This is a genomic window from Hyphomicrobium sp. CS1BSMeth3, assembly GCF_900117415.1.
Classification (GTDB): Bacteria; Pseudomonadota; Alphaproteobacteria; order Rhizobiales; family Hyphomicrobiaceae.
The window spans coordinates 479,809-503,260 of sequence record NZ_FPEI01000006.1 but is presented as its reverse complement, the minus strand read 5'-3'; the positions used below and the strand labels follow the sequence as shown (position 1 = coordinate 503,260).

18 protein-coding genes are annotated in these 23,452 nt (G+C 66.7%); 10 read left to right on the top strand and 8 right to left on the bottom strand.

The genetic code is table 11. From position 1 onward, the window contains the following. Positions 1-389 precede the first annotated feature (389 nt). Both CS1BSM3_RS17390 and CS1BSM3_RS17385 read right to left on the bottom strand, forming a co-directional pair. On the bottom strand, positions 390-587 hold the full coding sequence (locus CS1BSM3_RS17390) for a hypothetical protein (RefSeq protein WP_072389018.1): 198 nt from the start codon (positions 585-587) through the stop codon (positions 390-392). Between the two features lie 339 nt (positions 588-926). Further along, positions 927-1,868 (bottom strand): acetamidase/formamidase family protein, encoded by a 942-nt coding sequence (locus CS1BSM3_RS17385; RefSeq protein WP_072389016.1) that lies wholly within the window; start codon positions 1,866-1,868, stop codon positions 927-929. A 150-nt stretch (positions 1,869-2,018) separates the two neighbouring features. On the opposite strand from CS1BSM3_RS17385, the gene CS1BSM3_RS17380 reads away from it, so the two are divergent. Both CS1BSM3_RS17380 and CS1BSM3_RS17375 read left to right on the top strand, forming a co-directional pair. Beyond that, positions 2,019-2,795 (top strand): SDR family NAD(P)-dependent oxidoreductase, encoded by a 777-nt coding sequence (locus CS1BSM3_RS17380; RefSeq protein WP_072389014.1) that lies wholly within the window; start codon positions 2,019-2,021, stop codon positions 2,793-2,795. Positions 2,796-2,813: 18 nt separating this feature from the next. Next, entirely contained in the window at positions 2,814-3,686 is an 873-nt protein-coding gene (locus tag CS1BSM3_RS17375; RefSeq protein ID WP_072389012.1) for a crotonase/enoyl-CoA hydratase family protein, read from the top strand. Between the two features lie 8 nt (positions 3,687-3,694). Here the strand turns inward: CS1BSM3_RS17375 and CS1BSM3_RS17370 are convergent, their stop codons facing one another. Then, a complete protein-coding gene (locus CS1BSM3_RS17370) occupies positions 3,695-4,846 on the bottom strand; it encodes a CaiB/BaiF CoA transferase family protein (RefSeq protein WP_072389010.1) in 1,152 nt (383 codons plus the stop codon). 198 nt (positions 4,847-5,044) lie between these two features. On the opposite strand from CS1BSM3_RS17370, the gene CS1BSM3_RS17365 reads away from it, so the two are divergent. Both CS1BSM3_RS17365 and CS1BSM3_RS17360 read left to right on the top strand, forming a co-directional pair. Then, complete coding sequence (locus CS1BSM3_RS17365; protein WP_072389008.1) at positions 5,045-5,866, top strand: glucose 1-dehydrogenase; 822 nt, start codon at positions 5,045-5,047, stop codon at positions 5,864-5,866. A 17-nt stretch (positions 5,867-5,883) separates the two neighbouring features. Next, on the top strand, positions 5,884-7,335 hold the full coding sequence (locus CS1BSM3_RS17360; RefSeq protein WP_072389006.1) for an amidase: 1,452 nt from the start codon (positions 5,884-5,886) through the stop codon (positions 7,333-7,335). Here CS1BSM3_RS17360 and CS1BSM3_RS17355 read toward each other — a convergent pair. Together CS1BSM3_RS17355 and CS1BSM3_RS17350 are read right to left on the bottom strand one after the other, a co-directional pair. Beyond that, positions 7,277-7,738: a TfoX/Sxy family protein gene (locus tag CS1BSM3_RS17355; RefSeq protein ID WP_072389004.1), complete on the bottom strand. Its 462-nt coding sequence runs from the start codon at positions 7,736-7,738 to the stop codon at positions 7,277-7,279. The two genes, CS1BSM3_RS17360 and CS1BSM3_RS17355, sit on opposite strands and share 59 nt — an antisense overlap. A gap of 12 nt (positions 7,739-7,750) precedes the next feature. Then, positions 7,751-9,346 carry a GMC family oxidoreductase gene (locus CS1BSM3_RS17350; protein ID WP_072389002.1) on the bottom strand — a complete coding sequence of 532 codons (1,596 nt, stop codon included), beginning with the start codon at positions 9,344-9,346 and terminating at the stop codon, positions 7,751-7,753. 233 nt (positions 9,347-9,579) lie between these two features. On the opposite strand from CS1BSM3_RS17350, the gene CS1BSM3_RS17345 reads away from it, so the two are divergent. Continuing rightward, positions 9,580-10,191, top strand: coding sequence for a hypothetical protein (locus CS1BSM3_RS17345; protein WP_072389000.1), 612 nt, complete (start codon positions 9,580-9,582; stop codon positions 10,189-10,191). A gap of 126 nt (positions 10,192-10,317) precedes the next feature. Here CS1BSM3_RS17345 and CS1BSM3_RS17340 read toward each other — a convergent pair whose 3' ends face one another. Next, positions 10,318-11,553, bottom strand: coding sequence for a Zn-dependent hydrolase (locus CS1BSM3_RS17340; protein ID WP_072388998.1), 1,236 nt, complete (start codon positions 11,551-11,553; stop codon positions 10,318-10,320). A 111-nt stretch (positions 11,554-11,664) separates the two neighbouring features. Continuing rightward, complete coding sequence (locus CS1BSM3_RS17335) at positions 11,665-12,180, bottom strand: DUF1285 domain-containing protein (RefSeq protein ID WP_244540632.1); 516 nt, start codon at positions 12,178-12,180, stop codon at positions 11,665-11,667. Positions 12,181-12,500: 320 nt separating this feature from the next. On the opposite strand from CS1BSM3_RS17335, the gene CS1BSM3_RS17330 reads away from it, so the two are divergent. The 5 genes from CS1BSM3_RS17330 to CS1BSM3_RS17310 all read left to right on the top strand — a co-directional run bounded on the left by CS1BSM3_RS17330 (position 12,501) and on the right by CS1BSM3_RS17310 (position 21,312). Continuing rightward, complete coding sequence (locus CS1BSM3_RS17330) at positions 12,501-13,499, top strand: AAA family ATPase (protein ID WP_072388996.1); 999 nt, start codon at positions 12,501-12,503, stop codon at positions 13,497-13,499. Between the two features lie 91 nt (positions 13,500-13,590). Then, the gene (locus tag CS1BSM3_RS17325; RefSeq protein WP_072393929.1) at positions 13,591-14,550 is read left to right on the top strand and encodes a DUF58 domain-containing protein; all 960 of its coding nucleotides are present in this window, start codon (positions 13,591-13,593) and stop codon (positions 14,548-14,550) included. Then, positions 14,547-17,456: a DUF4159 domain-containing protein gene (locus CS1BSM3_RS17320; protein WP_072388993.1), complete on the top strand. Its 2,910-nt coding sequence runs from the start codon at positions 14,547-14,549 to the stop codon at positions 17,454-17,456. The genes CS1BSM3_RS17325 and CS1BSM3_RS17320 overlap by 4 nt, the downstream gene beginning before the upstream one ends. A gap of 44 nt (positions 17,457-17,500) precedes the next feature. Next, a complete protein-coding gene (locus tag CS1BSM3_RS17315) occupies positions 17,501-19,633 on the top strand; it encodes a hypothetical protein (RefSeq protein ID WP_072388991.1) in 2,133 nt (710 codons plus the stop codon). 368 nt (positions 19,634-20,001) lie between these two features. Beyond that, entirely contained in the window at positions 20,002-21,312 is a 1,311-nt protein-coding gene (locus tag CS1BSM3_RS17310) for an adenylosuccinate synthase (RefSeq protein ID WP_072388989.1), read from the top strand. Between the two features lie 69 nt (positions 21,313-21,381). Here CS1BSM3_RS17310 and CS1BSM3_RS17305 read toward each other — a convergent pair whose 3' ends face one another. Then, positions 21,382-23,319, bottom strand: coding sequence for a potassium transporter Kup (locus tag CS1BSM3_RS17305; protein ID WP_083528683.1), 1,938 nt, complete (start codon positions 23,317-23,319; stop codon positions 21,382-21,384). Positions 23,320-23,452: the final 133 nt, after the last annotated feature.

Below are 23,452 nucleotides of genomic sequence, written 5' to 3'. Positions count from 1 at the left end.
TTCGTCAGCGCGCAGATTTTTAGTGGCTCGTCGTCACATTTGCGCAACAAACGTGGGCATGGACGGAGGTCTGCCTCTCCGCGCTGCGTTCGACGGCGTGCCTGTCTTGCTGCAACTGCTCAGGGAAGCTTCGGGCCAGAAGAGGCCATAGGCACCGCTTTTTCCTGGGTACTCAAGATCGTCGCTCGATCTCAAAAGCGGACACAACGATCTATCGACATGCGACCGGCGCCATGGTCATTACATCCCAATTTCTGACATCTAGCACGCGCTCGGAGTATTCCGGCCCGCCACAATCGGTCCTGTCGCGCGCCGGCTCAGATGGCGACAATGTCGTGGTGTTGCCGAAGGGAAAGTGAAAGGCCGCCAAAGGTGGCGGCCTTCGATTGCTACCCTGGCCCTGGAGTCAACTGCTCCATTATTAGCTGGAATTGTTGGGCTTGGTCGTTCTGGCCGCCTGCCGAACCGCCGTCACTCGAACCTTTCAGTGCAGCTCGCACCGCCGCCATGACAAATGCCATCATGCCGCCAGCCACCTGATCGACATCGGCTGCGGACAGTTCCTGAATTTCCGGCTTGCGATCCATGACAGTTCTCCTCATTGGCTAGATCCGATGAGTGTTATTCTGTGCCATCGCGCTTCGGTGCGCTGTTACGTGCGTAACAAGACAAGCGTCCAGCGGACAACTCCATCGTTCAAGCGACCGGACTCAAGGCTCCCTAGTAACACCTCGCGATGCCGGATGCGTTCGCTGGAGCTGCGACGTCAGTTGTCGCGTAGCTTGTGGCAAGCAAGCCCGTCGTCAGGTCGTGCCGATGCTCTGATGTCCGCCTTCTGTACGGAGCGTCACTCTTCGCCGGACATGGCCGAATGTCTGTTGTGGGTCAAAAGCGGCAACTCAAACTGAGACCCCTTTCATACTACGCTACTCCAAATACCGCTTCTCCAGCATGACGTGCACGCCATTGTGGCCGTTGACGAGCTGCGTCACGCGCAGGTCCGCGGCAAGACTGCAGAGCATGTAGGCATCCTCGCGTGAGAGGCCCTTCTTCTCTCCGAGCAGCTTGATCATGTCGCGCAGTGCGGCGCGCGCCGCGCTGTCGAGATCGGGATCGAAAGCCATGGTGATCGCATGCGTCGGCGTCTCCGCGCGCGGCCAGTCGAGAGAGCCGCCCTTGTGCAGCGTGAACTTGAACGTGCCCGTGAGCGCCGTCTCGATCGCCGTCACGCACACCTCGCCATCGCCCTGCGCGCCATGCCCGTCACCCGCCGAGAAATTCGCACCCGGCACATGCACGGGCAGGAAAACGGTCGTCCCCGCGACCAGCTCCTTGTTGTCCATGTTGCCGCCGTGCTGACGCGGCGCGAGCGACGTGATCATGCCCCAGGCCGGCGGCGGCGCGACGCCCATCACACCGAAGAACGGTCTTAGCGGCACCTCGGCGCCCCACGAGAGCTTGCCGACGCCCTTCTCGCGATCCATGGGAATGTGCACGATACGCACGCGATCGAACTCGAGCGGCAGCGCACCGGCGAGCGGACGGATGGCGTTGTAGCCCCAGTCCTGGCGGCACTCGATGGCCTCGATGTCCACCTGCAGCACGTCGCCCGGCATCGCGCCGTCGATCGCGATCGGCCCCGTCAGCACGTGCCCCGGCAGCTTGCGCGGCACCTGCGCGTGGACCTCCAGCAGCTCCGGCGGAATCTTGAAGCCCGATGACGGCGGCGGCATCACATCCGGCGCGCCGCTGATCGTCTCCATGGTGACGCGATCGCCGCTCTTGATCGTGAGCACGGGCTTTTCCGCGGCATCGAAGTAGCCCCAATGGACGGTCCCGACGCGGGATTTGAGGACGTGATCGGTCATTGGACTTCCCTCGCTGCTGGCTCTCGCTCGCAGCCAACCTAGCGTCCCGCCCGCCAAACGTCATCCTGCACGGCACGCGATCCGGACTTGCGCGCGCCTGCCGGGCGGTCATGATGGCAGCCGAGCAGGCACTCAATCGGGAAGACACTCATGGCATACGCGGCATTCGATCTCACGGGCCAAGTCGCGCTCGTCACCGGCGGCAATGGCGGCATCGGTCTCGGCATGGCAAAGGCGGTGGCAGAAGCCGGTGCGGATGTCGCCATCTGGGGAACGAATGCGGCCAAGAATGCCGCCGCGAAGACCGAGATCGAGAAGACCGGGCGGCGCGTGCTGACGCTCCAGGTGGACGTGGGAGACGAAGCCGCCGTCGAGCAGGGCTTTGCCGAAACCGTCAAGGTGCTCGGTCGCGTCAATGGTTGCTTTGCCAATGCCGGCGTGAGCGGCCGCGGCGGGCATACGTCCTTCAGCGATATGCCGACCGAGGAATGGAAGCGCGTCACGCGCATCAACCTCGACGGCGCCTTCTATACGTTCCGCGCGGCGTCCAAGCACATGGTCGCGCGCGGCGGCGGTGGCGTCCTCGTCGGCACGTCGTCGCTCGCTGCCATCTCGGGCCCGCCGCGCAGCGAGCACTACGCTGCAACCAAGAGCGCCATGATCGGCATGATCCGCTCGCTCGCCGTGGAGTACGCCCGCTACGGCATTCGCGCGCACGCCATCCTGCCCGGCTGGATCGAGACGGACATGACCGCCAATCTCATCGCCAACGAGAAGTTCCACGACAATGTGCTGAAGCGCGTTCCCATGCGCCGTTGGGGCACGGGCGACGACTTCGGCGGCATTGCCATCTATGCCATGAGTTCTGCTTCGCGCTTCCACACGGGCGACACCTTCCTCATTGACGGCGGCTACGCGCTGTTCTGACGTTCGGGAGTGCTGGCCATGGCACCATCCGCCATTCGCTACGAGGTCGAGGACGGCATCGCGACCATCACGCTGAACCGCCCCGAGAAACTCAACGCGTATAACCGCGACATGGGCCGCGAGATCATCGCGGCTTTCGACGAGATCGACCGCGACGACGCCGTGCGCGCGGTCATCATCACGGGTGAAGGCCGCGCCTTCTGCGCCGGTGCCGATCTCTCGGGCGGGGCCAAGACCTTCGACTATGCCGCACGCGGCACGCTCGCTGGCGCGGACCTCTCCGACGACAGTGCGCGCGATGGCGGCGGCCGCCTGACGCTGCGTATCTTCGAGTGCCTGAAGCCTGTCATTGCCGCGGTCAATGGCCCGGCCGTCGGCATCGGCGCGACCATGCTGCTGGCCATGGACATTCGCCTCGCCTCGGAAAGCGCACGCTTCGGCTTTGTCTTCGCGCGTCGCGGCGTGGTCATGGAGGCCTGCTCGAGCTGGTTCCTGCCGCGCATTGTCGGCATCTCGCAGGCCCTCGAATGGACCATGACGGGGCGCGTGTTCGATGCGGCCGAAGCGCTGGAAGGCCGACTCGTGAAGAACGTGCTCGCACCCGACGCCCTGCTGCCGGCAGCACGCGCGCTCGCCCGCGAAATTGCCGACAACACATCCGGCATCTCGGTCGCGCTCATGCGCCAGATGCAGTGGCGGATGCTCGGCGCCGATCATCCCATGGAGGCACACAAGATCGACAGCCGCCTCATGGTGCAGACGGGCGCCGGCGCCGATGCACGCGAGGGCGTCGCGGCCTTCCTCGAGAAGCGGCCTGCGAAGTTTCCCGGGCGCGTCTCGGCTGACATGCCCTCGACCTTCCCGTGGTGGAAGGCGCGCAAGTACGAGTAGGGCTCCGCTCAGGTCCCCGTGATCGCGGCGATCTCGCTCTCGCTGTAGCCGGCCGCCGCCAGCACCTCGCGCGTGTGCTCGCCGAGTGCCGGCGCGCGCGGGCCGGCTTGGGTCTCGGACGCCGACATGCGGAACGCCGGGTTCAGCACCTTGAAGGCCCCCGCCGCATCGTGCACCTCCTGCATCGCGCCGCGGTGCGCGAGCTGCGGATCGGCCAGCGCCTCCTTGACTGTGCGATAAGGCCCCGCGGGAACACCATGGCGATCGAGCACAGCCATCAACTCGCTCGTCGTAAGCGTACGCGTCCACTCTTCGAGCTCGTCCATGAACTCCGCCCAGTTGGCGCGGCGGTCGAGGTACTTCGCAAAGCGTGGATCCGTGGCCCAGGGCTTGCCGGCCGCATTTCCGAGCTCCTGGAAGGTCCGCTCGCTCGCGACGGCAATATTGACGAAGCCATCTGCGGTCGCTGCGGGGCCATAGAGTGCCCGCTTGGGGCGCGGCGGCATATTGAACTGCGAGGCCTGCAGCTCCACGGTCATCAGCGAGAGCATCCCCTCGAACATGGACACATCGAGGTGCTGGCCCTTGCCCGTCACGGACCGCTGGTAGAGCGCCGCCGAGATCGCGCCGAAGGCATAGGTGCCGGCGACGATATCCGCCGTGAAGATGCCGCAACTGTCCGGGCGCTCGCGACCTGGATGATAGGCAATGTGCGCGAGGTCATAGCCGGAGGTGGCGTGCACGACCGGCGCATAGGCCGGCTTGTCGGCCGCCGGCCCCGTCTGCCCATAGCCCGAGATCGAACAGTAGATGAGGCGCGGGTTCTCGACAGATGCGCTCGCATAGTCGATGCCCAGCCGCCGCGTCACGCCAGGCCGATAGTTCTCGACGATGATATCGGCGCCGCCGATGAGCCGCCGCGTGGCGGCCACCGCCTCGGGACGTTTCAAATCCAGCACGATGCTGCGCTTGCCCGCATTGAGCTGGCCGTAAGACGTGCTGGCGCCATTTCTCAGCGGCGGCCGGCTCCTCATGAGGTCACCTTCGGCGGTCTCGATCTTGATGACGTCGGCGCCGAGATCCGCGAGAAGTCGTGCGCAGTGCGGCCCCGCGATGGTCGTCGTGAAGTCGAGCACCTTGAGCCCGCTGAATGCCTGCATTCTGAACCTCCCCAACTATCCGGCGATTTTCCCAAAGCATTGACCGAATGCACTTGAGCAAGCAAGCGCGACGGAGCCCCGGCAAAAACGGAAGGGCACCATTCGCCCTGCTTCACTATGTGGCGCGGATGCTCCGAAATGCCTAACCTGCCCGGCACACAAGGCCCGCCGCGCGGGCGCATGCAGGGAGAGCGGACAATGGCGGAGAAGAGCGGTCAGGTTGCGGGCAAGGTGGCGCTCGTCACGGGTGGCGCCTCGGGCATCGGAGAGGCCTGCGTGCGGACGCTCGCGCGCGAAGGCGCCAGCGTCGTGATCACCGACATCGACGCATCTCGCGGCAAGGCGCTCGCAGAGAAGATCGTGGCCGATGGCGGCAAGGCGATCTTTCTCCAGCAGGACGTGACCAGCGAGGCGCGCTGGCCGGAAGTCATCGAGGCTGCGGAGAAGGCCTTCGGCGGCCTCCACATTCTGGTCGCGAACGCCGGCATCGGCATCATGGTGCCGATCCTCGAGATGTCGCTCGCGGACTGGCAGCGCCAGAACGCCATCAATCTCGATGGCGTGTTTCTTACGGTGAAGTACGGCATTCCGGCCATGCGGCGCACGGGGCAGGGCGGCTCGGTGATCATGATGTCGTCGATCGCGGGTCTCAGGGGCTCGGCCGGGCTTGCCGGCTACTCCGCGACCAAGGGCGGCGTCAGGCTCTTTGCGAAGTCCGTCGCGCTCGAATGCGCCGTTGCCAAGGACGGCATTCGCGTGAACTCCGTCCATCCCGGCGTTATTGACACGCCCATCTGGAACAAGATTCCGACCGGCGCGACCGGCGCGCACAACAACAGGCCGATCGACCCGCGCGAGCGTTCGCTCTGGATGATCCCGCTGAACTACGTCGCCGAGGCCCAGGTGATCGCCGATGGCGTTCTCTTCCTCGCATCGGATGCCTCCAAGTACATGACCGGCTCGGAGCTGGTCATCGACGGTGGCGTGATGTGCGGCGCGATGCCCCGCTCGAGCCAGTGACCTGAAGGGAGCCCAGCATGGACAAGCTGCACACCAAATCGGCCGTCGAGCTTGCCGAGCTCATACGCACGAAGAAGGCGTCGGCTGTCGAAGTACTGGAGCACTTCCTCGCGCGCATCGAGAAGTACAATCCCAAGCTCAATGCCATCATCTGGATGGATGCCGAGCGCGGGCGCAAGCGGGCGCGCGAGGCGGATGCAGCGCTCGCGCGCGGCGAGGTCTGGGGGCCGCTGCACGGCGTCCCCATGACCATCAAGGAGAGCTACCAGGTGCCCGGTTCGCCGACGACCTGGGGCCTCCCCGAGTACAAGAACAACATCACCGAGACGAGCGCGCTTGCCGTCGAGCGGCTGGAGAAGGCCGGCGTCAATCTCTTCGGCAAGACGAACGTGCCCGTGCTTCTCGCCGACTGGCAGAGCTTCAACCCCATCTACGGGAGCACGAACAATCCCTGGAATACGGCGCTGACACCGGGCGGGTCCTCAGGCGGCTCGGCGGCGGCGCTGGCAGCCGGCCTCACGGGTGTCGAAGCCGGCAGCGACATCGGCGCCTCGATCCGCAATCCTGCGCACTACTGCGGCGTCTTCGGGCTCAAGCCGACATACGGCATCATTCCGCTGCGCCGCCATTCGCTCCCGAATGCCTATGCGCCGGGCGATATCTCCTGCGTCGGACCACTCGCGCGCGGCGCGGCAGATCTCGACGTCATGCTCGATGTCATGAGCGGCGCCGACGAGCTCGATGAATACTGTTGGAAGCTCGAGCTGCCCAAGGCCAAGGCGACCTCGCTCAAGGGCCTGAAGGTCGCGGTCAAGCTCAGCGATCCGAACTGCGAGATCGATGGCGAGTACGCGAACGTGCTGCAGGCTCTGGTCGATAAGCTCGCGAAAGCGGGCGCGACCGTGAAGGAGATCGAGCCGCAGATCGACACCAGGCGGCTGCACGAGGTCTACGTGCAGCTCCTGCGCGCAGCCACATCGGCGCGCACGCCGGATGCGGATATCGCCGCCTGGAAAAGCGCACTCGCCGCTTCCGGACCCAATCCCGACCGCTATCTCGATCTGATGGTGAAGGGCGTCGATCTCACGCACCGCGCGTGGCTGCCGCTCAACAACGAGCGCCACAAGCTGCGCTTTGCCTTCGACGCCTTCTTCAAGGACTGGGACATCCTGCTCTGCCCCGCTGCGGCCTCGGCCGCATGGCCTCATGACCAATCGGGCGAACGCTGGCGGCGCACGATCCCGATCAACGGCAAACCACAGGCGACAACCGCGCAGCTCTTCTGGGCGGGATACTCGGGCGTCGTCTATCTGCCCTCGACGGTCGGGCCTGCAGGCCTCACCAAATCCGGCCTGCCCGTCGGCTATCAGGCCATCGCGCGCCACGGCCACGACAAGATGGCGATCGCCTTCAGCCGTTTCGTCGAGCGCGAGATCGGCGGCTTCGTCCCGCCGCCGGGCTACGAGTGACGCCCTTCTTTGCAGCAGGCTTCTTCGCGGCCGCTTTTTGGCCGGCGCTCTTCGTACCGCCGGCCTTTTTCTTGGCGGCGCGGGTCGCGACACCGGTCGCGCGCCGGCACCACTCCCGCATTTCGTCGTCATCATCGAGCAGATGCTCGGGCGCGCGCCAATAGGATGTGAGGACGCGATCGCCGCTCTTTGTGCCGTAAGTGAATGGCCCGAGGCCCTCCGCCTCGAAGTCTGCGACCGTCTCCGCGTCGGCCTTGAGATAGAGGACCTCATCCGAGATCAGCCCGAACATCAGGCCGTCGCGGAACAGTCCCGCGCCGCCGAACATGCGACGCGCCGCGACACCGCCGAGCGGGCGGAGCACGTCCATGAGATGCGCGATGAGTGCAGCATCTGCGGACATGCTCCGAGCTCCTTAGGCGGCCGCCTTGATGATCTCCGCTGCCTTCTCGCCGACCATGATCGAGGGCGCGTTCGTATTGCCGGAAGGCATGGTCGGGAAGATCGAGGCGTCGGCGATCCTCAAGCCCTCGATGCCGTGCACCTTGAGCTTGTCGTCGACGACGGTGTTCGGGCCTACCGGCCCCATGCGGCAGGTGCCGATCGGGTGATAGGCCGTCTGCGAGTTGTTGCGGATCCAGGCCAGGATATCGTCGTCCGTCTTGGCCTTGGGACCCGGATCGTACTCGTCGCCGCGGAATGCATCGAGTGCCGGCTGGCTCACGATCTTCCTCACCATCTTGAAGCCGTCGACCATGCACTGCTGATCGATCGGGTTGGTCAGGAAGTTGAACAAGATCTTCGGCTGGTCGTTCGGATCGGCCGAGCGGATGTGGATCGAGCCGAGGCTCTCCGGGCGCAACTGATACACCGAGAGCGTCATCGACGGGAATTCCTGCAGGATGCGCCGCTTCGGATCCTTCACCGAGTACGGCACGATGTGCATCTGGACGTCCGGCGTCTCCATTTCCTTCTGCGTCTTGAGAAAGGCGAGGAGCGGCGCCGAAGGCAGGCTCAGGAAGCCGCCGCGCGTCGTCGCGTATTTCAGCGCCTCTTTCACGGCCCCGAACCCGCGCGCCCTCGTGTTGTAGGAGACGCTCGGCACTTTCACATGCCAGATGCCGCGCGCGTTGATGTGATCGCGCAGGTTCTCGCCGACAGCCGGCAGTGCGTGCTTCACCTCGATGCCGAACTGCTTGAGGATTTCCGGGCGCCCGATGCCTGAGAGCTCGAGAAGCTGCGGCGTCGCGACAGCGCCCGCCGAGAGGATCACCTCGCGGCCCGCGCGGACCTCGATCTGCCGTCCGTACCTCTCATAAACGATACCGACACAGCGCTTGCCTTCGAGCACGATCCGGCGCGTCGGGGCATCCGCGATCACGCGCAGGTTGGGCCGCTTCATCGCGGGCTTGAGGTAGCACCGCGCGACGCTCATCCGAATGCCCTTGTGGATGCTCGTCTGCGTCTTGCCGATGCCCTCCTGATCCTCGCTGTTGTAGTCCTTGGTGATCTTGTGGCCAGCCTGCTCACCGGCTTTGAAGAGTGCATCGTAAAGCGGGTTCTGATCGGGCACGACCGAGACCTTGAGCGGCCCATCGGTGCCACGGCCATTCTCTGGACCGCCCTCGTAGTTCTCGATCTTCGTGAAGACCGGCGCGACGTCGTTCCAGCTCCAGCCGCGCGCGCCCATCTGCGCCCAGGTGTTGTAGTCGAGCGGCTGGCCGCGCACCCACACGAGGCCGTTGATCGCGCTCGATCCACCGACCACCTTGCCGCGCGGCACCGGGATCTTCCGGTTGCCCGTGCACGCCTCGGGCTCGGATTCATAGAGCCAGTTGGCTGCGGGGTTGTGGATCAGGAGGCCAAAGCTGACCGGCAGCCAAGAGTACATGTGGCTTGCCGGACCTGCCTCGACGAGCAGGACGCTGTTCTTCGGATTTTCGCTCAGACGCGCTGCCAGCGCCGCGCCGGCCGATCCTGCGCCGACGACAATATAGTCATACTGCTCCATGGTGCTCCCTGCCCCGTGTGCCGCGAGCTTTGCGCCCGCTGTCGCGACATTCCTACCAATGTCGGCCGGCAGATGACCAGTACTCGAATGATAGTGCCGGCCTGCATTGCGCGCGCATTGCGGAAGCCTCCAAGCCGCGCGTGGACGGAGATAGCCGCCGGCCGAACCCGCCCCTAAGATGCCTTCGGCATCCGCCCAATAACGACATTCATGGCATTGGACAGGAGGAAATCATGCCCGAGCCCACGACATTTCCAGGCACAGTCGAATGGTCCGGAGAGAACCCCGGCATTTCGCTCAAGGAAAGCCCGGACGGCCCGTTCGTCAGCCTCGCAAGCTTCTTCCGCGTGGTGCTCTCGCCCCATGGCCGCGGCCACGCCCTCGTCCTCATGCAGTCGCCACAGGAGGCCAATCCGCCGGCCGAACGCGCCAACTACCTGCTGCATGACAACGAGGCACTCGCCCGCTACCTCGTGTCGGATTTCGTCTCGAATTTCGGCAGCTACAAGGGCTTGCCGGGCCTTGCAGGTCTCACCTATCGCAAACTCGACAGCGTCGTTGCCTCGGGCGATCCCGGCTCGGCCTACAAGGAAACGCTCAAGGCCGGCGCTCTCGATGTCGAGCTCGCCTGGAGCGGCCTCGGCAAAGCCTTCTGCTTCGCCCTGCCGCCCGACAAGTCGGCGACCGGCCGCCACTGGATGCCGAGCCTGTTCGTCGGCTGCAGCGAGGCCTCGATCACGGTCAATGGTCGGAAGCTTCCGGGCAAGCCGGTGCCGCGTCAGGTCGCCGGCCAGACGATCACCACCGCCATGCTCGCCTTCTCGGAGACGTGGATACGCACATAAGATTCCCCTCTCCCCGTCCTTACGGGGAGAGGGCTAGGGTGAGGGGCAGCGGCATACGCCAACGCCAGCAGGCGTGCCGCCCCTCATCCCGACCTTCTCCCCGCGCGTGGGGAGAAGGGGAAGAAGTCACGACGCCCGCGCGATCACCGCGTGCAGGAGGACATTGACGCCCGGCACGGTCGCCGCGAAGTCGATGTCCTCTGCTTCGTTGTGGCTGATGCCGCCCTTGCACGGCGTGAAGATCATCGCCGTCGGGCAGACGCGCGTCATGTTGTAGGCGTCGTGGCCAGCTTGCGTCTCGATATCCATGGACGGCACGCCGAGGCGCTGAGCCGTCTCGCGGATGAGCGCAATCAATCCGGGATCGAACGTCAGCCCGCCGAAGCCCCAGCGCTCGGCAATCTCGATGTTCGTGCGCGAGCGGCGCGCCGACTCGACAACGGCCGCCTCGACCTCCGCGACCATGTCGGGGAGCCGCTCCTTCCGCGGGTGGCGGAAGTCGATCCACAGATCGGCCTCGTCGGACAGGATGCCCGGCAGGTTCGGCCTGAGATCGAGACGCGCCACGCTCGTCTTGCCGTCCTCGGGCGCATAGCGCCAGCCGATGTCATCGATCGCGACGGCGACGTAGGACGCACCAACCAGCGCATTGCGCCGGAGCATCATCGGCGTCGGCCCCACATGCGAGGTCTCGCCGCGTACGGCAACGCGCATGCCCTGCATCGCGAAGCCGCCCATGACAATGCCGAGCGGCAGACCCACGGCATCGAGCTTCGGCCCCTGCTCGATATGCAGCTCGAAGTAGCTGTCGATCTGGCGCCCGCCGACCGGTGCTTCCCCACGATAGCCGATCCGCGCCAGCTCGTCGGCAAAGCGCAGGCCCTCCTTGTCGCGCCGGTCCTCGACCCATTCGATGTCGGCGCCACCGGAGAACACGAGCGACGCCAGCATCGGCGGCGGGAAGCGCGCGCCTTCCTCGTTCGTCCAGTTCACGACCTCGATCGGCCGCTTCGTCTTGATGCCGCGCTCGTCGAGCGTGCGCAGGACCTCGAGCCCCGACATCACGCCGAGAATGCCATCGAAGCGTCCGCCCTTGGCCTGCGTGTCGAGGTGGCTGCCGATCAGCACGGGCGCAAGGGATGGATCCGTCCCCTCGCGCCGCACGAACATGCTGCCGAGCCGATCGACGGAGAGCGCGTAGCCGTCCGCGCGCACCCAGCTCGCGAACATATCGCGGACGGCCTTGTCCTCGTCACTGAGCGTGAGACGGCGGATACCGCCCGTCGGCGTGCGGCCGATCTCAGCCGAAGCCATGAGGCTCTGCCAGAGGCGATCCGGATTGATCGAGAGGTTCGTGCTCATGATTGCCTGCCGCCGGCTGCTGGAAAGAGGTGTGACACACGCCTGTTGTGCCACGCCGGCAGCGGCCATCGATAGAGCGATTTATTCCCGCAACGACGCCCCTAACGACCCTCACGTCATCGGGAAGAACGCGCCGCCGCTCCAAACGCCGAGCCGTCCGGCCTCATCCTCGACCGCCATCTCGACGAGGTCGTAGTAGAGGGCCCGCGTCACGAGCGCCTCGAGCCGCCCGCGCACGAGCACGTAGGGCTTGAGCCCGCCCGTCCCCTCCTCGGGTGCAAACCGCAACGGTCGCTCCGGCCCACAGCGGACCACATCATCGACATTCGTGCGGAAGATCAGCTCCTGTGCCCGCCCCTCACCGTGGATCTCCATCTCGACGGCCAGAAAGGGCGCATCGGCAACCGCGACATCGACTTTCTCGACGGGGGTCACGAGAAAGTGACGGCCGTCCGGATCGCGCCTCAGCACGCGCGAAAAGAGCCGCACCAACGGCTTACGCCCGATCGGGCTGCCCTGGTAGAACCACGTGCCATCCGCCGCGATCGCCATGCCGATATCCCCGCAATATGGAGGATTCCAGCTATCCACAGGTGGCAGACGATCCTTATCCTGGGCGCGCAGCATGGCTTCGAGGCCGGCAAGCGGCGCCGCGCCGGTGGACGGTTTTGCCGCGTCGTCCTGCCTTGTATCCGGCGGACTGCCTTGCATATCGTGTGGACCCATGGAGCAACCTTGCTTGCGCAGCGCAACGAGCGTTTGGCAACATACCAACTCAACAACCGGGCTCGTGGCCGGTTCCGCGATGTGCGCGGCGGCCATGCGGTTAACTTCAAGACACCCAAATTCGGGTGACTGCCTGTTTGCCCGGCATCGCGCTCCTTATTCTGAACATGTTCGCCGCCACAAGCTTTCGCAACCCCTGAAAACGGCCTTATAGTCCCCCCATGACAACAGTAATCGACACCCAGGACAACATCGTCGCGCGCGTCGAAGCTGCCGGAGAGCGGGTGCGGCGCGTCCACGAGGCTACGGCCTCGGTCATCTTCGGCCAGGACAAGGTCATCGAGCAGACGCTCGTGACCCTGCTCTCGGGCGGCCACGCGCTGCTGATCGGCGTGCCCGGCCTCGCCAAGACGCTCCTCGTCGAGACGCTCGGGCGCGTGCTCGGTCTCGATGCCAAGCGCATCCAGTTCACGCCCGACCTCATGCCCTCGGACATCATCGGCGCCGAGGTGCTCGAGGATGCGCAGGGCGGGCGGCGCAGCTTCCGCTTCATCCGCGGGCCGGTCTTCACGCAGCTCCTCATGGCTGACGAGATCAACCGCGCCTCGCCGAAGACGCAGTCGGCACTGCTGCAGGCCATGCAGGAGCATCACGTCACGGTCGCCGGCCAGCGCCATGACGTGCCCTCGCCCTTCCATGTGCTCGCGACGCAGAACCCCCTCGAGCAGGAAGGCACCTATCCCCTTCCCGAGGCGCAGCTCGACCGCTTCCTGCTGCAGATCGACGTCGACTATCCCGACACGGTCGCCGAGCGGCGGATGCTGTTCGCCACGACCGGCACCGAGGAGCGCCGGCTCGAGCCGATCCTCTCCGGCCAGGAGCTCATGAGCATCCAGCGCCTCGTGCGCCAGATCCCGGTGCCGGACAAGGTTGTCGATGCGATCCTGACGCTGGTGCGCACCGCGCGTCCCGGCACCGGCGCCGACGTCGAGACCGACCGCTTCGTCGCCTGGGGCCCCGGCCCCCGCGCGAGCCAGGCGCTCATGCTCGCCGTGCGCGCCAAGGCGCTCGTCGACGGCCGTCTCGCCCCCTCGGTCGACGATGTGGTCGCCCTTGCCGAGCCCGTTCTCAAGCATCGCATGGCACTCAATTTCGCCGCCCGCGCCGAGGGCCGCCAGATCGGCGCCGTCATCGGCCGGCTGGCCGCCAACGTCGCGTGATGCGCACCTCGCGCACCACGCATTGAAGGAGCTTTGGGAGCCAGCTCGTGGCGGAAAGCACAATCGCCTTGCGATGCCGATGGAGGCAGCCATGAGCCCGGCCCGGACCGAGATCGGCCGGCTGGAGCTTGAGGCACACGGTCTCGCGGACCGACTGCCGGACCTCGTCATCGAGGCGAGCCGCGTCGCGAGCACCGTCGCGCACGGCATCCACGGCCGCCGCCGCGCGGGGCCGGGCGAAACTTTCTGGCAGTTCCGCCAGTTCGAAGGCGCCGATGCTGCGACGCTCATCGACTGGCGCCGCTCTGCAAGCTCCGATCAGTTGTACGTGCGCGAGCGTGAGTGGGAAGCGGCGCACACGGTGTGGCTCTGGCCCGATCTCTCGCCGTCGATGGATTTCCGCAGCGACCTCGCGGCCGTGACGAAGCGCGATCGCGCCGTGGTGCTCATGCTGGCTGCTGCCGAGCTTCTCGTGCGCGGCGGCGAGCGTGTCGCGCTCCTCGGGCTCGGCCGCCCAACCGCGAGCCGCAAGGCCGCGACCGTCATCGCCGAAACCGTGCTTACGAACGTCTCCTCGCCTCTGCTGACGACGAGCCTGCCGCCCAAGATCCGCCTGCCGCGCTACTCGGGCGCCATCCTCATCAGCGATTTCCTCGATCCGCTCGACCAGCTCGGCCCGCGTCTCGAAGAAATGGCGGGCGCCGGCGTCGGCGGTCATCTCGTGCAGGTCATGGACCCCGCCGAGGAAACGCTTCCCTATGAGGGCCGCGCGGAGTTCCTCGGCCCCGAGGTTGCCGGCGAGCGCTGGATCGTCGATCGCGTCGAGACCATGCGGGACGCCTACATCAAGCGCCTCGCGGCCCACAGAGAGGGCCTCGCCGAGATCGCCCGACGCCTCGGCTGGTCGCTGCTCGTCCATCACACGGACCGGCCGCCGCACGAGCTGCTGCTGAGCCTCATTCTGCGCCTCGGCGGCCAGGCGGGCAGCTACCGCATGAGCACGCCGCCCGCCGCCGCCGCAGCAGCAGCAGCAGCAGGAGGGCCCGCATGAGCATCGGCGCGCTCGCCTTCCTGAGCCCATGGCTGCTGACCGCGCTCGCCGCGCTGCCGATCATCTATTGGCTGCTGCGCACCGTGCCGCCGCGCCCGCGTCAGATCGCCTTCCCGCCGACGCGCATCCTCGTCGGCCTCGAGAACAAGGACAAGACGCCCGCGAAGACCCCCTGGTGGCTGACGCTGATCCGAATGCTCGCCGCCGCCTTCGTGATCCTCGCGCTCGCTGATCCCGTGCTCAATCCGAACCGCGAAGCCGGCCTTTCGGGGAGCGGCCCGCTCGTTCTCGTCGTCGATAACGGCTGGTCGAGCGGCGGTCATTTCGCGGCGCGCGCGCGCCTCGTCGATCAGCTCATCTCGGAAGCTGAGACCGCCAACCGGCCTGTCGTCATCGCGCCCACGGCTTCGAGCGCCAAGACGCTGACACTGCGCATCGAGTCGCCAGTTGCGGCGCGCACCACGGCAGCAGCTCTCCAGCCGCAGCCCTTTGCCCCCCAGCGCACGGAGCTCGCCGAGCAGCTTGCGCGCACCGTCGCCGGCCAGAAGGGCCTCGACGTCGTGTGGCTGAGCGACGGCATCGACCATGACGGCAAGACTGCGGCGTTTGCGACCGCGTTGAGCCAGATCGCGACCGGCGGCCGTCTGCAAGTGATCCGCAATCGGCCCGGCGACGAGCCGCTCGGCCTCGCCGCGGGCCTCGACCGCGACGGGCGTCTCGAAGCCTTCGTCGTGCGCGCCGATGGTGCCGGCCGCAATGGCACGGCGCTGGCCTTCTCCGCTCGCGGCCAGCGCCTCGCCGAGACCTCCTACGAGATCCCCGCCGGCAGCCGCCGCGCGACGGCTCGCTTCGACCTGCCGCTCGAGCTGCGCAACCAGGTCGCCCGCATCGAGCTTGCCGGCGAGCGCAGTGCCGGTGGCGTGCATCTTCTCGACAGCCGCTCGCGCTGGCACCGCATTGCCCTCATCTCGGGCGAGAGCCGCGAACAGGCACAGCCGCTACTGGCGCCGCTCTACTACATCGAGCGTGCGCTCGCGCCGTTCGCGGAGCTGGTCCGACAGAAGGATGTGAACCTCGCAGGCGCGGTGACAAGTGCTTTCGATCAGCGCTCTTCGGTCCTCGTCATGGCCGACATCGGCACGCTTGCCGGCGATCTCGGCACACGCGTGCAGGAATGGGTGAACAAGGGCGGCGTGCTCGTGCGCTTTGCCGGACCGCGGCTCGAAAAAGGCGGCGACGACCTCCTGCCCGTGGGCCTGCGCATGGGCGGACGCACGCTCGGCGGCGCGCTCTCCTGGTCGACACCGCAGCCGCTCGCCCCCTTCGAGGACAAGAGCCTGTTCGCCGGCCTCACTATCCCGCGCGATGTCACCGTGAACCGCCAGATCCTCGCCGATCCGGCCTATCTCACGGATGAGGTCAGCGTGTGGGCGCGCCTCGCGGACGGCACGCCACTCGTCACCGCACGGCGCATGGGCGAGGGTCAGATCGTGCTCTTCCACGTGACCGCGAATTCCGACTGGTCGAACTTGCCGCTCTCCGGCCTCTTCGTCGAGATGCTGCGCCGTATCGCGACGCTCGGCGTGAGCGGCGGCATTGCCGTCGGCGGACCCGAGACCATGGCGGCGGCAACGCCCCGCGCCACGCCGACGCCCGAGACGGCCGAGGTTCTTGCTCCGACGCAGGTGCTCGATGGCTTCGGCACGCTCCGTTCGCCGACACCGACGGCGCAGGCCCTCCCAGCCCGCAATATCGACACGATGACGCCCTCGCTCGATCACCCGCCCGGCTACTACGGACCGACAGCAAGTCCGCGCGCGCTGAACGTGATCACGCCGCGCACCGAGCTCCGCCCCCTGCCGAGCCTTCCGCCGAATGTCGAGCAGCGCACGTACGAGGGCACCAACCCCGAGCCGCTGAAGCCCTGGCTGCTCTCGGCGGCACTCGCCCTCATCTTCGCCGACATCATTGCCGTGCTGCTCCTGCAAGGTCTGCTGAGAGGGCGCCGCCGCCGACCCGCCGCAGCGACGGCCGCGATCGTCGTTCTCCTCGCGGGCGCCGCCGCTCTCGCGCTCACGAGCAGCCAGGCCAGCGCGCAGCGCCGCCCCGAGGCGCCGCCAACCGCTGCGGCCATGCCTTCGAGCCGCGACCTGCAGATTGCCATCCAGGCAACGGGCAAGGTCTCCTTTGCCTATGTGCTGACGGGTGATGCCGCGACCGACGACACGAGCCGCGCTGGTCTCGTCGGTATCGGCCGCGTGCTCGCCGCGCGTACCTCGGTCGAGCCCGGCGAGCCCTTCGGCGTGAATGTCACCACCGACGAGATCGCCTTCTTCCCGATCCTCTACTGGCCGGTGCTGCCGAACGCCAATCCGCTTCCCGACGCGACGCTCGCCAAGATCGACACGTACATGAAACAGGGCGGGATGATCATCTTCGACACCCGCGATTTCGGCACCGGCATTCCGACCGGCGTCGGCATGAGCCGCGAGGGCGGCACGCCGCTGCAGCGCCTGCTCGGACGCCTCGACATTCCGCGCCTCGAGCCCGTGCCCGAGACACACGTTCTGACCAAGGCTTTCTACATCCTGCGTACGTTCCCCGGCCGCTGGGACGGCGGGCAGATGTGGGTCGAGGCCGACAGCTCGGAATCCGTCGACGGCGATACGCGCAAGGCCCGGCGTGCCGATGGTGTCAGCAGCATCATCGTGACGCCGAACGACCTCGCCGCCGCCTGGGCGCTCGACGAGCAGAACCGGCCGATGTTCCCGACAGTGCCGGGCGGCGAAGCGCAGCGCGAGATGTCCTTCCGCGTCGGCATCAATATCGTGATGTACGCCCTGACCGGCAACTACAAGGCCGATCAGGTGCACGCCCCCGCGCTCATCGAGCGGCTGGGTCAATGAGCGCGACACGCGCGACGGCAGTAGTGATGGAGTTCTGAGACCGGATGACGTGGTCGATCGACATTGCACCGATGGTGCCCCAGCCCGTGCTGGTGGCCGCGGCGCTCATTGCGCTCGCCCTGATCGCCGTACTCTTCTTCCGGCGCACGCGCGGCGCTGCACTCCGCGCGCTCGCGCTCGCGGCCCTGGTCGCCGCCCTCGCCAATCCCTCCTTCCGCCAGGAGGAGCGCGAAGGGCTCAACAACATCGCCGTCGTCCTCGTCGACGAGAGCACGAGCCAGACTATTGCGGGGCGCCCCGCGCAGACCGCCGCGATCCGCGCCGATCTGGAAGAGAAGCTGAAGCGCATTCCCGGCCTCGAGGTGAAATGGATCGAAGCCTCGCGGCCGACCGGCGACCGCGCCTCGGGCACGCATCTCTTCACGGATCTGAACCGCGCGCTCGCTGAGATCGCACCCGACCGCCTCGCCGGCGTGATCATGATCACGGACGGCCAGGTCCATGACATCCCGGCCTCCGTCGCCGCACTCGGCTTCAATGCGCCCATTCATGCGCTGATCACGGGCCGACCCGACGAGTTCGACCGCCGCATCGAGGTCATCACCGCGCCGAAGTTCGGCATCGTCAACGGCCCGCCGCGCGACATCGAAGTCGCCGTGCGCGAGACGGGCAAGAGCGGCCAGGCTAGCCGGCAGGTGAACCTGCGCGTGCGCCGCGAAGGCCGCCCCGACGAGACCGTTCGCACGGAAATCGACACGCGCACGCGCATCGCCATGCCCTTCCCGACGGCCGGCCAGAATATCGTCGAGATCGAGCTCGACCCTGTGCCGGGCGAGCTCACGCACCTCAACAATCGCGTCGTGATCGCCGCCGAAGGCGTGCGCGAGAACCTGCGCGTCCTCCTGGTCTCGGGCGAGCCGCACGCCGGCGAGCGCGTCTGGCGCAATCTGCTGAAGTCCGATGCCGCCGTGGATCTCGTCCACTTCACCATTCTGCGCCCGCCCGACAAGCAGGACGGGACGCCGATCCATCAGCTCTCGCTGATCGCCTTCCCGACGCGCGAGCTCTTCTCGGAGAAGATCACCAACTTCGACCTGATCATCTTCGACCGCTATCAGAACCGCGGCATCCTGCCGCCCATCTACTACGACAACATCGCGCGATACGTGTCGAACGGCGGTGCGCTGCTCGTTGCCTCGGGCGATGACTTTGCGCAGGCCGCGAGCCTCTTCCGTACGGCGCTCGCGCCCGTACTGCCGGCGTCGCCCTCGGGCCGCGTCATCGAGCAGCCCTTCAAGGCGCGCGTCACCACGGAAGGCCTCAAGCACCCGGTCACGCGCAATCTGCCGGGCCTGCGCGAGCCAAATCAGGAGCCCGACTGGGGCCGCTGGTTCCGTCAGGTGGAGACGAACGTCATTCGCGGTCGCACGCTCATGAGCGGCGTCGAGGAGCGCCCGCTGCTCGTTCTCGATCGCGTCGGCCGTGGGCGCGTCGCGCTCATGCTCTCCGATCACGCCTGGCTCTGGGCGCGCGGCTATGACGGCGGCGGCCCGCACACCGACCTCCTGCGGCGCACGGCGCATTGGCTCATGAAGGAGCCTGATCTCGAGGAGGAGCGTCTCCTTGCCGACGCACGCGGCCTGAAGCTCACGATCGAACGCCGCTCCATGGAGCAGGACGTGCCGCCCGTCAGCGTGCAGTCTCCCGGCGGCGAGACGAGCGAGGTGCGGCTCGAGCGCGCTGCCGATGGCGTGTGGCGCACGACGATCGATGTGCGCCAGCCCGGCCTCTACAAAATGCAGACGAACGGCCCCCCGCCTGACCGCCGCATGCTGACGGCCGTTGCCCATGCCGGCCTCGAGGATGCTCGCGAGATGAGCGAGGTCACGGCCACCGACGCGAAGCTCAAGCCCCTGATCAGCGCGACGGGCGGCGGCACGTTCTGGACGCGCGGCGGCGGCCTGCTCTCGAGCGCCAGCGATACCGCTGTCGAGGTCCCCCGCGTCTCGCTGCTCGCCAATGCGCGCGTGCTCGCGGGCTCGGGCTGGATGGGTCTCAAGGACCGCGAGGCCTACGTGACGCGCGGGGTGCGCATCACCCCGATGTTCACGGGACTGCTCGCCCTCGCGGCCCTGCTCGCCTTCCTGACACTGGCCTGGTGGCGCGAGGGGCGTTAGCTCCAGAGCCACTCGCGCCTCCGCCACGCCAGCATCCCCTCTCCCCATTGAAGACAATGGGGAGAGGGGGAAGTGGGGCGCATAACACACTGCGCTGTCGCTCTGGCCGCCGCGGGCATAGCACCACGGCTGGAGGCGATAGCACCCCTTCCCGGCAGCCCGCGGCACTAAAACAAAGCCACCGCCGCGGGCATGGCACAACGGTGGGAGGCGACAGCACCCCTTCCCAGCGGCCCGCGGCACTAAAACAAACCACCGCGGCACTAAAGCAAAACCGCCGCACAAGGAGCATTCACCTCTTGCGCCGCGCCGCGCCCCGGGCTAACGCCTTTGGGCAGCCACGCGCTGCGGACAAGAGGCATCGGACAATGGCGAACGTGGTGGTTGTCGGCGCCCAATGGGGCGACGAGGGCAAAGGCAAGATTGTGGACTGGCTTTCGGAGCGCGCCGACATCGTCGTGCGCTTCCAGGGCGGCCATAATGCCGGCCACACACTCGTCATCGACGGCAAGATCTACAAGCTCGCGCTCCTCCCCTCCGGCGTCGTGCGCCCGGGCAAGCTCTCCGTCATCGGCAATGGTGTCGTCGTCGATCCGTGGCACCTCGTCGCCGAAATCGAGGGCATCCGCAAATTGGGCATCGATATCAGCCCCGACCAGCTCAAGGTCGCCGAGAACGCGACGCTGATCCTCCCTCTGCACCGGGAGCTCGACCAGCTCCGCGAGGAAGCGGCGGCAGCCCAGAAGATCGGCACGACGGGGCGCGGCATTGGCCCCGCCTACGAGGACAAGGTCGGCCGCCGTGCGATCCGCGTTCAGGACCTGCGCAACCTGCACAATCTCGGCCCCAAGATCGACCGCCTGCTCGTCCACCACAACGCGCTGCGCCGCGGCCTCGGCAAACCGGAGATCGAGAAGGAAGTGCTGATCCGCGAGCTCTCCGAGATCTCGCCGAAGATCCTGCCCTATATCGACACGGTCTGGGAAACGCTCGACCGGGCGCGCAAGGCCGGCAAGCGCATTCTCTTCGAGGGCGCGCAGGGCGCGCTGCTCGACGTGGATCACGGCACGTACCCGTACGTCACCTCGTCGAATACGATTGCCGGCCAGGCCGCGGCCGGCTCGGGCCTCGGTCCCTCGGCGCTGAGCTATGTGCTCGGCCTCGCCAAGGCCTACACGACGCGCGTCGGCTCGGGCCCCTTCCCGACCGAGCTGCTCGGCCCCGACGGCGAGCCCGACGAGATCGGCCGTCTGCTCGGCGAGCGCGGCAAGGAGTTCGGTGTCAACACCGGCCGGCGGCGCCGCTGCGGCTGGTTCGATGCCGTGCTCGTGCGCCAGATCGTGCGCGTTGCCGGCATCAACGGCATCGCGCTGACCAAGCTCGACATCCTCGACGCGCTTCCCGAGATCAAGGTCTGCGTTGCCTATGAGCTCGACGGCAAGCGCATCGACAGGCTGCCTGCGGGCATGAACGAGCAGGCGCGCGTCAAGCCCATCTACGAGACTTTCGAGGGCTGGACTGAGTCGACGCAGGGCGCGCGGAGCTGGGCAAACCTGCCCGCGCAGGCGGTCAAGTACGTGCGCCACATCGAGGAGCTGATCGAGTGCCCGGTGACGCTGCTCTCCACGAGCCCCGAGCGCGATGACACGATCCTGATGAAGGATCCGTTTCAAGACTGAGCGCGCGAAGGGCGCGCTCGGGCCAGGATTGATCCTGAGCGCGCGGCAAGCCCGCGCGCTGCCATCACACTAGAGCCCGACCTGGGTGCCGATCTCGACGACGCGATCCTTCGGAATGCCGAAGTAGTCGGTCGCGTCGGCGGCATTGTGCGCGAGCATCACGAACAGAGCCGTTGCGGGACGCGGCATCGCGGACGGCCGCTCGGCCTTCACCTCCCGCCGTGACAGCATGAACGAGGTCGACGCGCTCTCGCCGGGAACGCCGTGCGTGCGGCAATAGTCCATCACGCTCGGAATGTTCGGCTGCTGCATGAAACCCGTGACGACGCGCACGCGGATGAGCCGATCCGACAGCCGCTCGATCGAGACGCTCTCCCCCAATTCGAGATACGGCCAGTTGGAGTTGATCACCGTCAGCACCACGATGCGCTCGTGCATGACCTTGAAGTGCTTCATCGTGTGGAGGAGTGCCGTCGGCGTGTTGTCGGCATTGGCCGTGAGATAGACGCCCGTGCCCGGGACAACGGTCACGCTCGATCGCTCGAGGCTCGGCATGAGGTCGACCAGCGGCAGCTCGCTCCGCCGCGTCTTGGCGAGAAGGATATCGGAGCCCTTCCACCATACGAGCATGATCGTCAGCATCACGGCGCCGATGAGCAGCGTGACCCAGCCGCCTTCCGCCACCTTGAGCAGGTTGGCCGCCAGGAAGACCAGCTCTATGGCCAGGAATGGCGCCATGACGAGGGCGATCCGCCACGCCGGCCACTTCCAGTGCCAGGCCATCATCATGCACGCGAGGGTCGCCGTGACGATCATGGTGCCAGTGACGGCGATGCCGTAGGCGGCGGCGAGGTGCGTCGAATCCTGGAACACCACGACGATCGTGAGCACGCCGGCCATCATGAGCCAGTTCACGGCCGGCAAATAAATCTGCCCGGCGTGCTCGACCGACGTATGCCGAACCACCATTCGCGGCAGCAATCGGAGCTGGATGGCCTGCCGGGTCAAGGAATAGGCGCCCGTGATCGTCGCCTGACTGGCAATGATCGTCGCAACCGTCGCTAGGCCGACCATCGGCATGAGATAGTTCTCAGGCACAGTCCGATAGAACGGGTTGTCGATCGCCGAAGCGTCCGAGAGCACGACCGCTCCCTGCCCGAAATAGCTGAGCACCAGCGCCGGCAGAACGAAGAAGAACCATGCGAGCGTGATGGGCCTGCGGCCGATGTGCCCGAGATCGGCATAGAGGGCCTCCGCGCCCGTCACGGCGAGGAACACGGCGCCGAGCGTCATGAGGCCGATAGTGACATCACTCGTCAGGAACGTGACGGCATGCAGCGGATTTGCGGCGGCGAGCACCTGCGGCGCCTGCGCGATCTGATAGATTCCCGCCGCACCGATGACGAGGAACCAGATGATCATGATGGGCCCGAAGGCCCCTGCCACGCGGTGCGTGCCATATCCCTGCACTGCAAATAGCACGAGAAGAATCACGATGGTCGCGATGAGCGCCTCTCTCTGAGACACCGGCATGGCGAGCTTTGCGCCCTCGACGGCCGACATCACCGAGATGGCCGGCGTGATCAGGGCATCGCCGTAGAAGAGTGCGCCCCCTATGGCGCCGAGCACGAGCACGGGCAGAGCCCTGCGTGAAGCGGAGCGCTGGACGAGGGCCATGAGCGCAAGGATCCCGCCCTCGCCGTGGTTGTCCGCCCGCAACAGGATCAGCACGTACTTCGTGCTCACGAGCGTGATGAGCGCCCACAGGATGAGCGACAGGATCCCGAGCACGGCATCGGGCCGCGGCGTCACGCCGAGACCGCCGGACGCTGCGGCGACGGCATCCCTGAACGCGTAGAGGGGGCTCGTGCCGATATCGCCGTAGACGACACCGATGCCGACTACCAGAAGAGCCGCAAAGCGGCTGGCATCGGATCTTCCGATCTCGGCGGAGCTGGGCTGGTCGTCGACTGCCGGTTCGGGCGTCCGGGACACGGGTGTGGGCACAGGTAAGCTCCGTACCGCTGCCAATGACCTCTCGCGTTGAGCCGCCCCCGGCGCTGCTGCCCGCTGGTCATGAGCCCCGCCTTATAGAACAATATGGCCCTGTAAGCGCTCCAATTCCGCCATGTGCGGACCG

What these genes read in the sequence shown, in the direction of transcription:
- CS1BSM3_RS17335 (WP_244540632.1), bottom strand. Translation starts at nt 12,180, where the DNA reads ATGCTGCGCGCCCAGGATAAGGATCGTCTGCCACCTGTGGATAGCTGG.
- CS1BSM3_RS17360 (WP_072389006.1), top strand. Translation starts at nt 5,884, where the DNA reads ATGGACAAGCTGCACACCAAATCGGCCGTCGAGCTTGCCGAGCTCATA.
- CS1BSM3_RS17365 (WP_072389008.1), top strand. Translation starts at nt 5,045, where the DNA reads ATGGCGGAGAAGAGCGGTCAGGTTGCGGGCAAGGTGGCGCTCGTCACG.
- CS1BSM3_RS17345 (WP_072389000.1), top strand. Translation starts at nt 9,580, where the DNA reads ATGCCCGAGCCCACGACATTTCCAGGCACAGTCGAATGGTCCGGAGAG.
- CS1BSM3_RS17385 (WP_072389016.1), bottom strand. Translation starts at nt 1,868, where the DNA reads ATGACCGATCACGTCCTCAAATCCCGCGTCGGGACCGTCCATTGGGGC.
- CS1BSM3_RS17350 (WP_072389002.1), bottom strand. Translation starts at nt 9,346, where the DNA reads ATGGAGCAGTATGACTATATTGTCGTCGGCGCAGGATCGGCCGGCGCG.
- CS1BSM3_RS17340 (WP_072388998.1), bottom strand. Translation starts at nt 11,553, where the DNA reads ATGAGCACGAACCTCTCGATCAATCCGGATCGCCTCTGGCAGAGCCTC.
- CS1BSM3_RS17380 (WP_072389014.1), top strand. Translation starts at nt 2,019, where the DNA reads ATGGCATACGCGGCATTCGATCTCACGGGCCAAGTCGCGCTCGTCACC.
- CS1BSM3_RS17310 (WP_072388989.1), top strand. Translation starts at nt 20,002, where the DNA reads ATGGCGAACGTGGTGGTTGTCGGCGCCCAATGGGGCGACGAGGGCAAA.
- CS1BSM3_RS17330 (WP_072388996.1), top strand. Translation starts at nt 12,501, where the DNA reads ATGACAACAGTAATCGACACCCAGGACAACATCGTCGCGCGCGTCGAA.
- CS1BSM3_RS17355 (WP_072389004.1), bottom strand. Translation starts at nt 7,738, where the DNA reads ATGTCCGCAGATGCTGCACTCATCGCGCATCTCATGGACGTGCTCCGC.
- CS1BSM3_RS17315 (WP_072388991.1), top strand. Translation starts at nt 17,501, where the DNA reads ATGACGTGGTCGATCGACATTGCACCGATGGTGCCCCAGCCCGTGCTG.
- CS1BSM3_RS17390 (WP_072389018.1), bottom strand. Translation starts at nt 587, where the DNA reads ATGGATCGCAAGCCGGAAATTCAGGAACTGTCCGCAGCCGATGTCGAT.
- CS1BSM3_RS17370 (WP_072389010.1), bottom strand. Translation starts at nt 4,846, where the DNA reads ATGCAGGCATTCAGCGGGCTCAAGGTGCTCGACTTCACGACGACCATC.
- CS1BSM3_RS17320 (WP_072388993.1), top strand. Translation starts at nt 14,547, where the DNA reads ATGAGCATCGGCGCGCTCGCCTTCCTGAGCCCATGGCTGCTGACCGCG.
- CS1BSM3_RS17375 (WP_072389012.1), top strand. Translation starts at nt 2,814, where the DNA reads ATGGCACCATCCGCCATTCGCTACGAGGTCGAGGACGGCATCGCGACC.
- CS1BSM3_RS17325 (WP_072393929.1), top strand. Translation starts at nt 13,591, where the DNA reads ATGAGCCCGGCCCGGACCGAGATCGGCCGGCTGGAGCTTGAGGCACAC.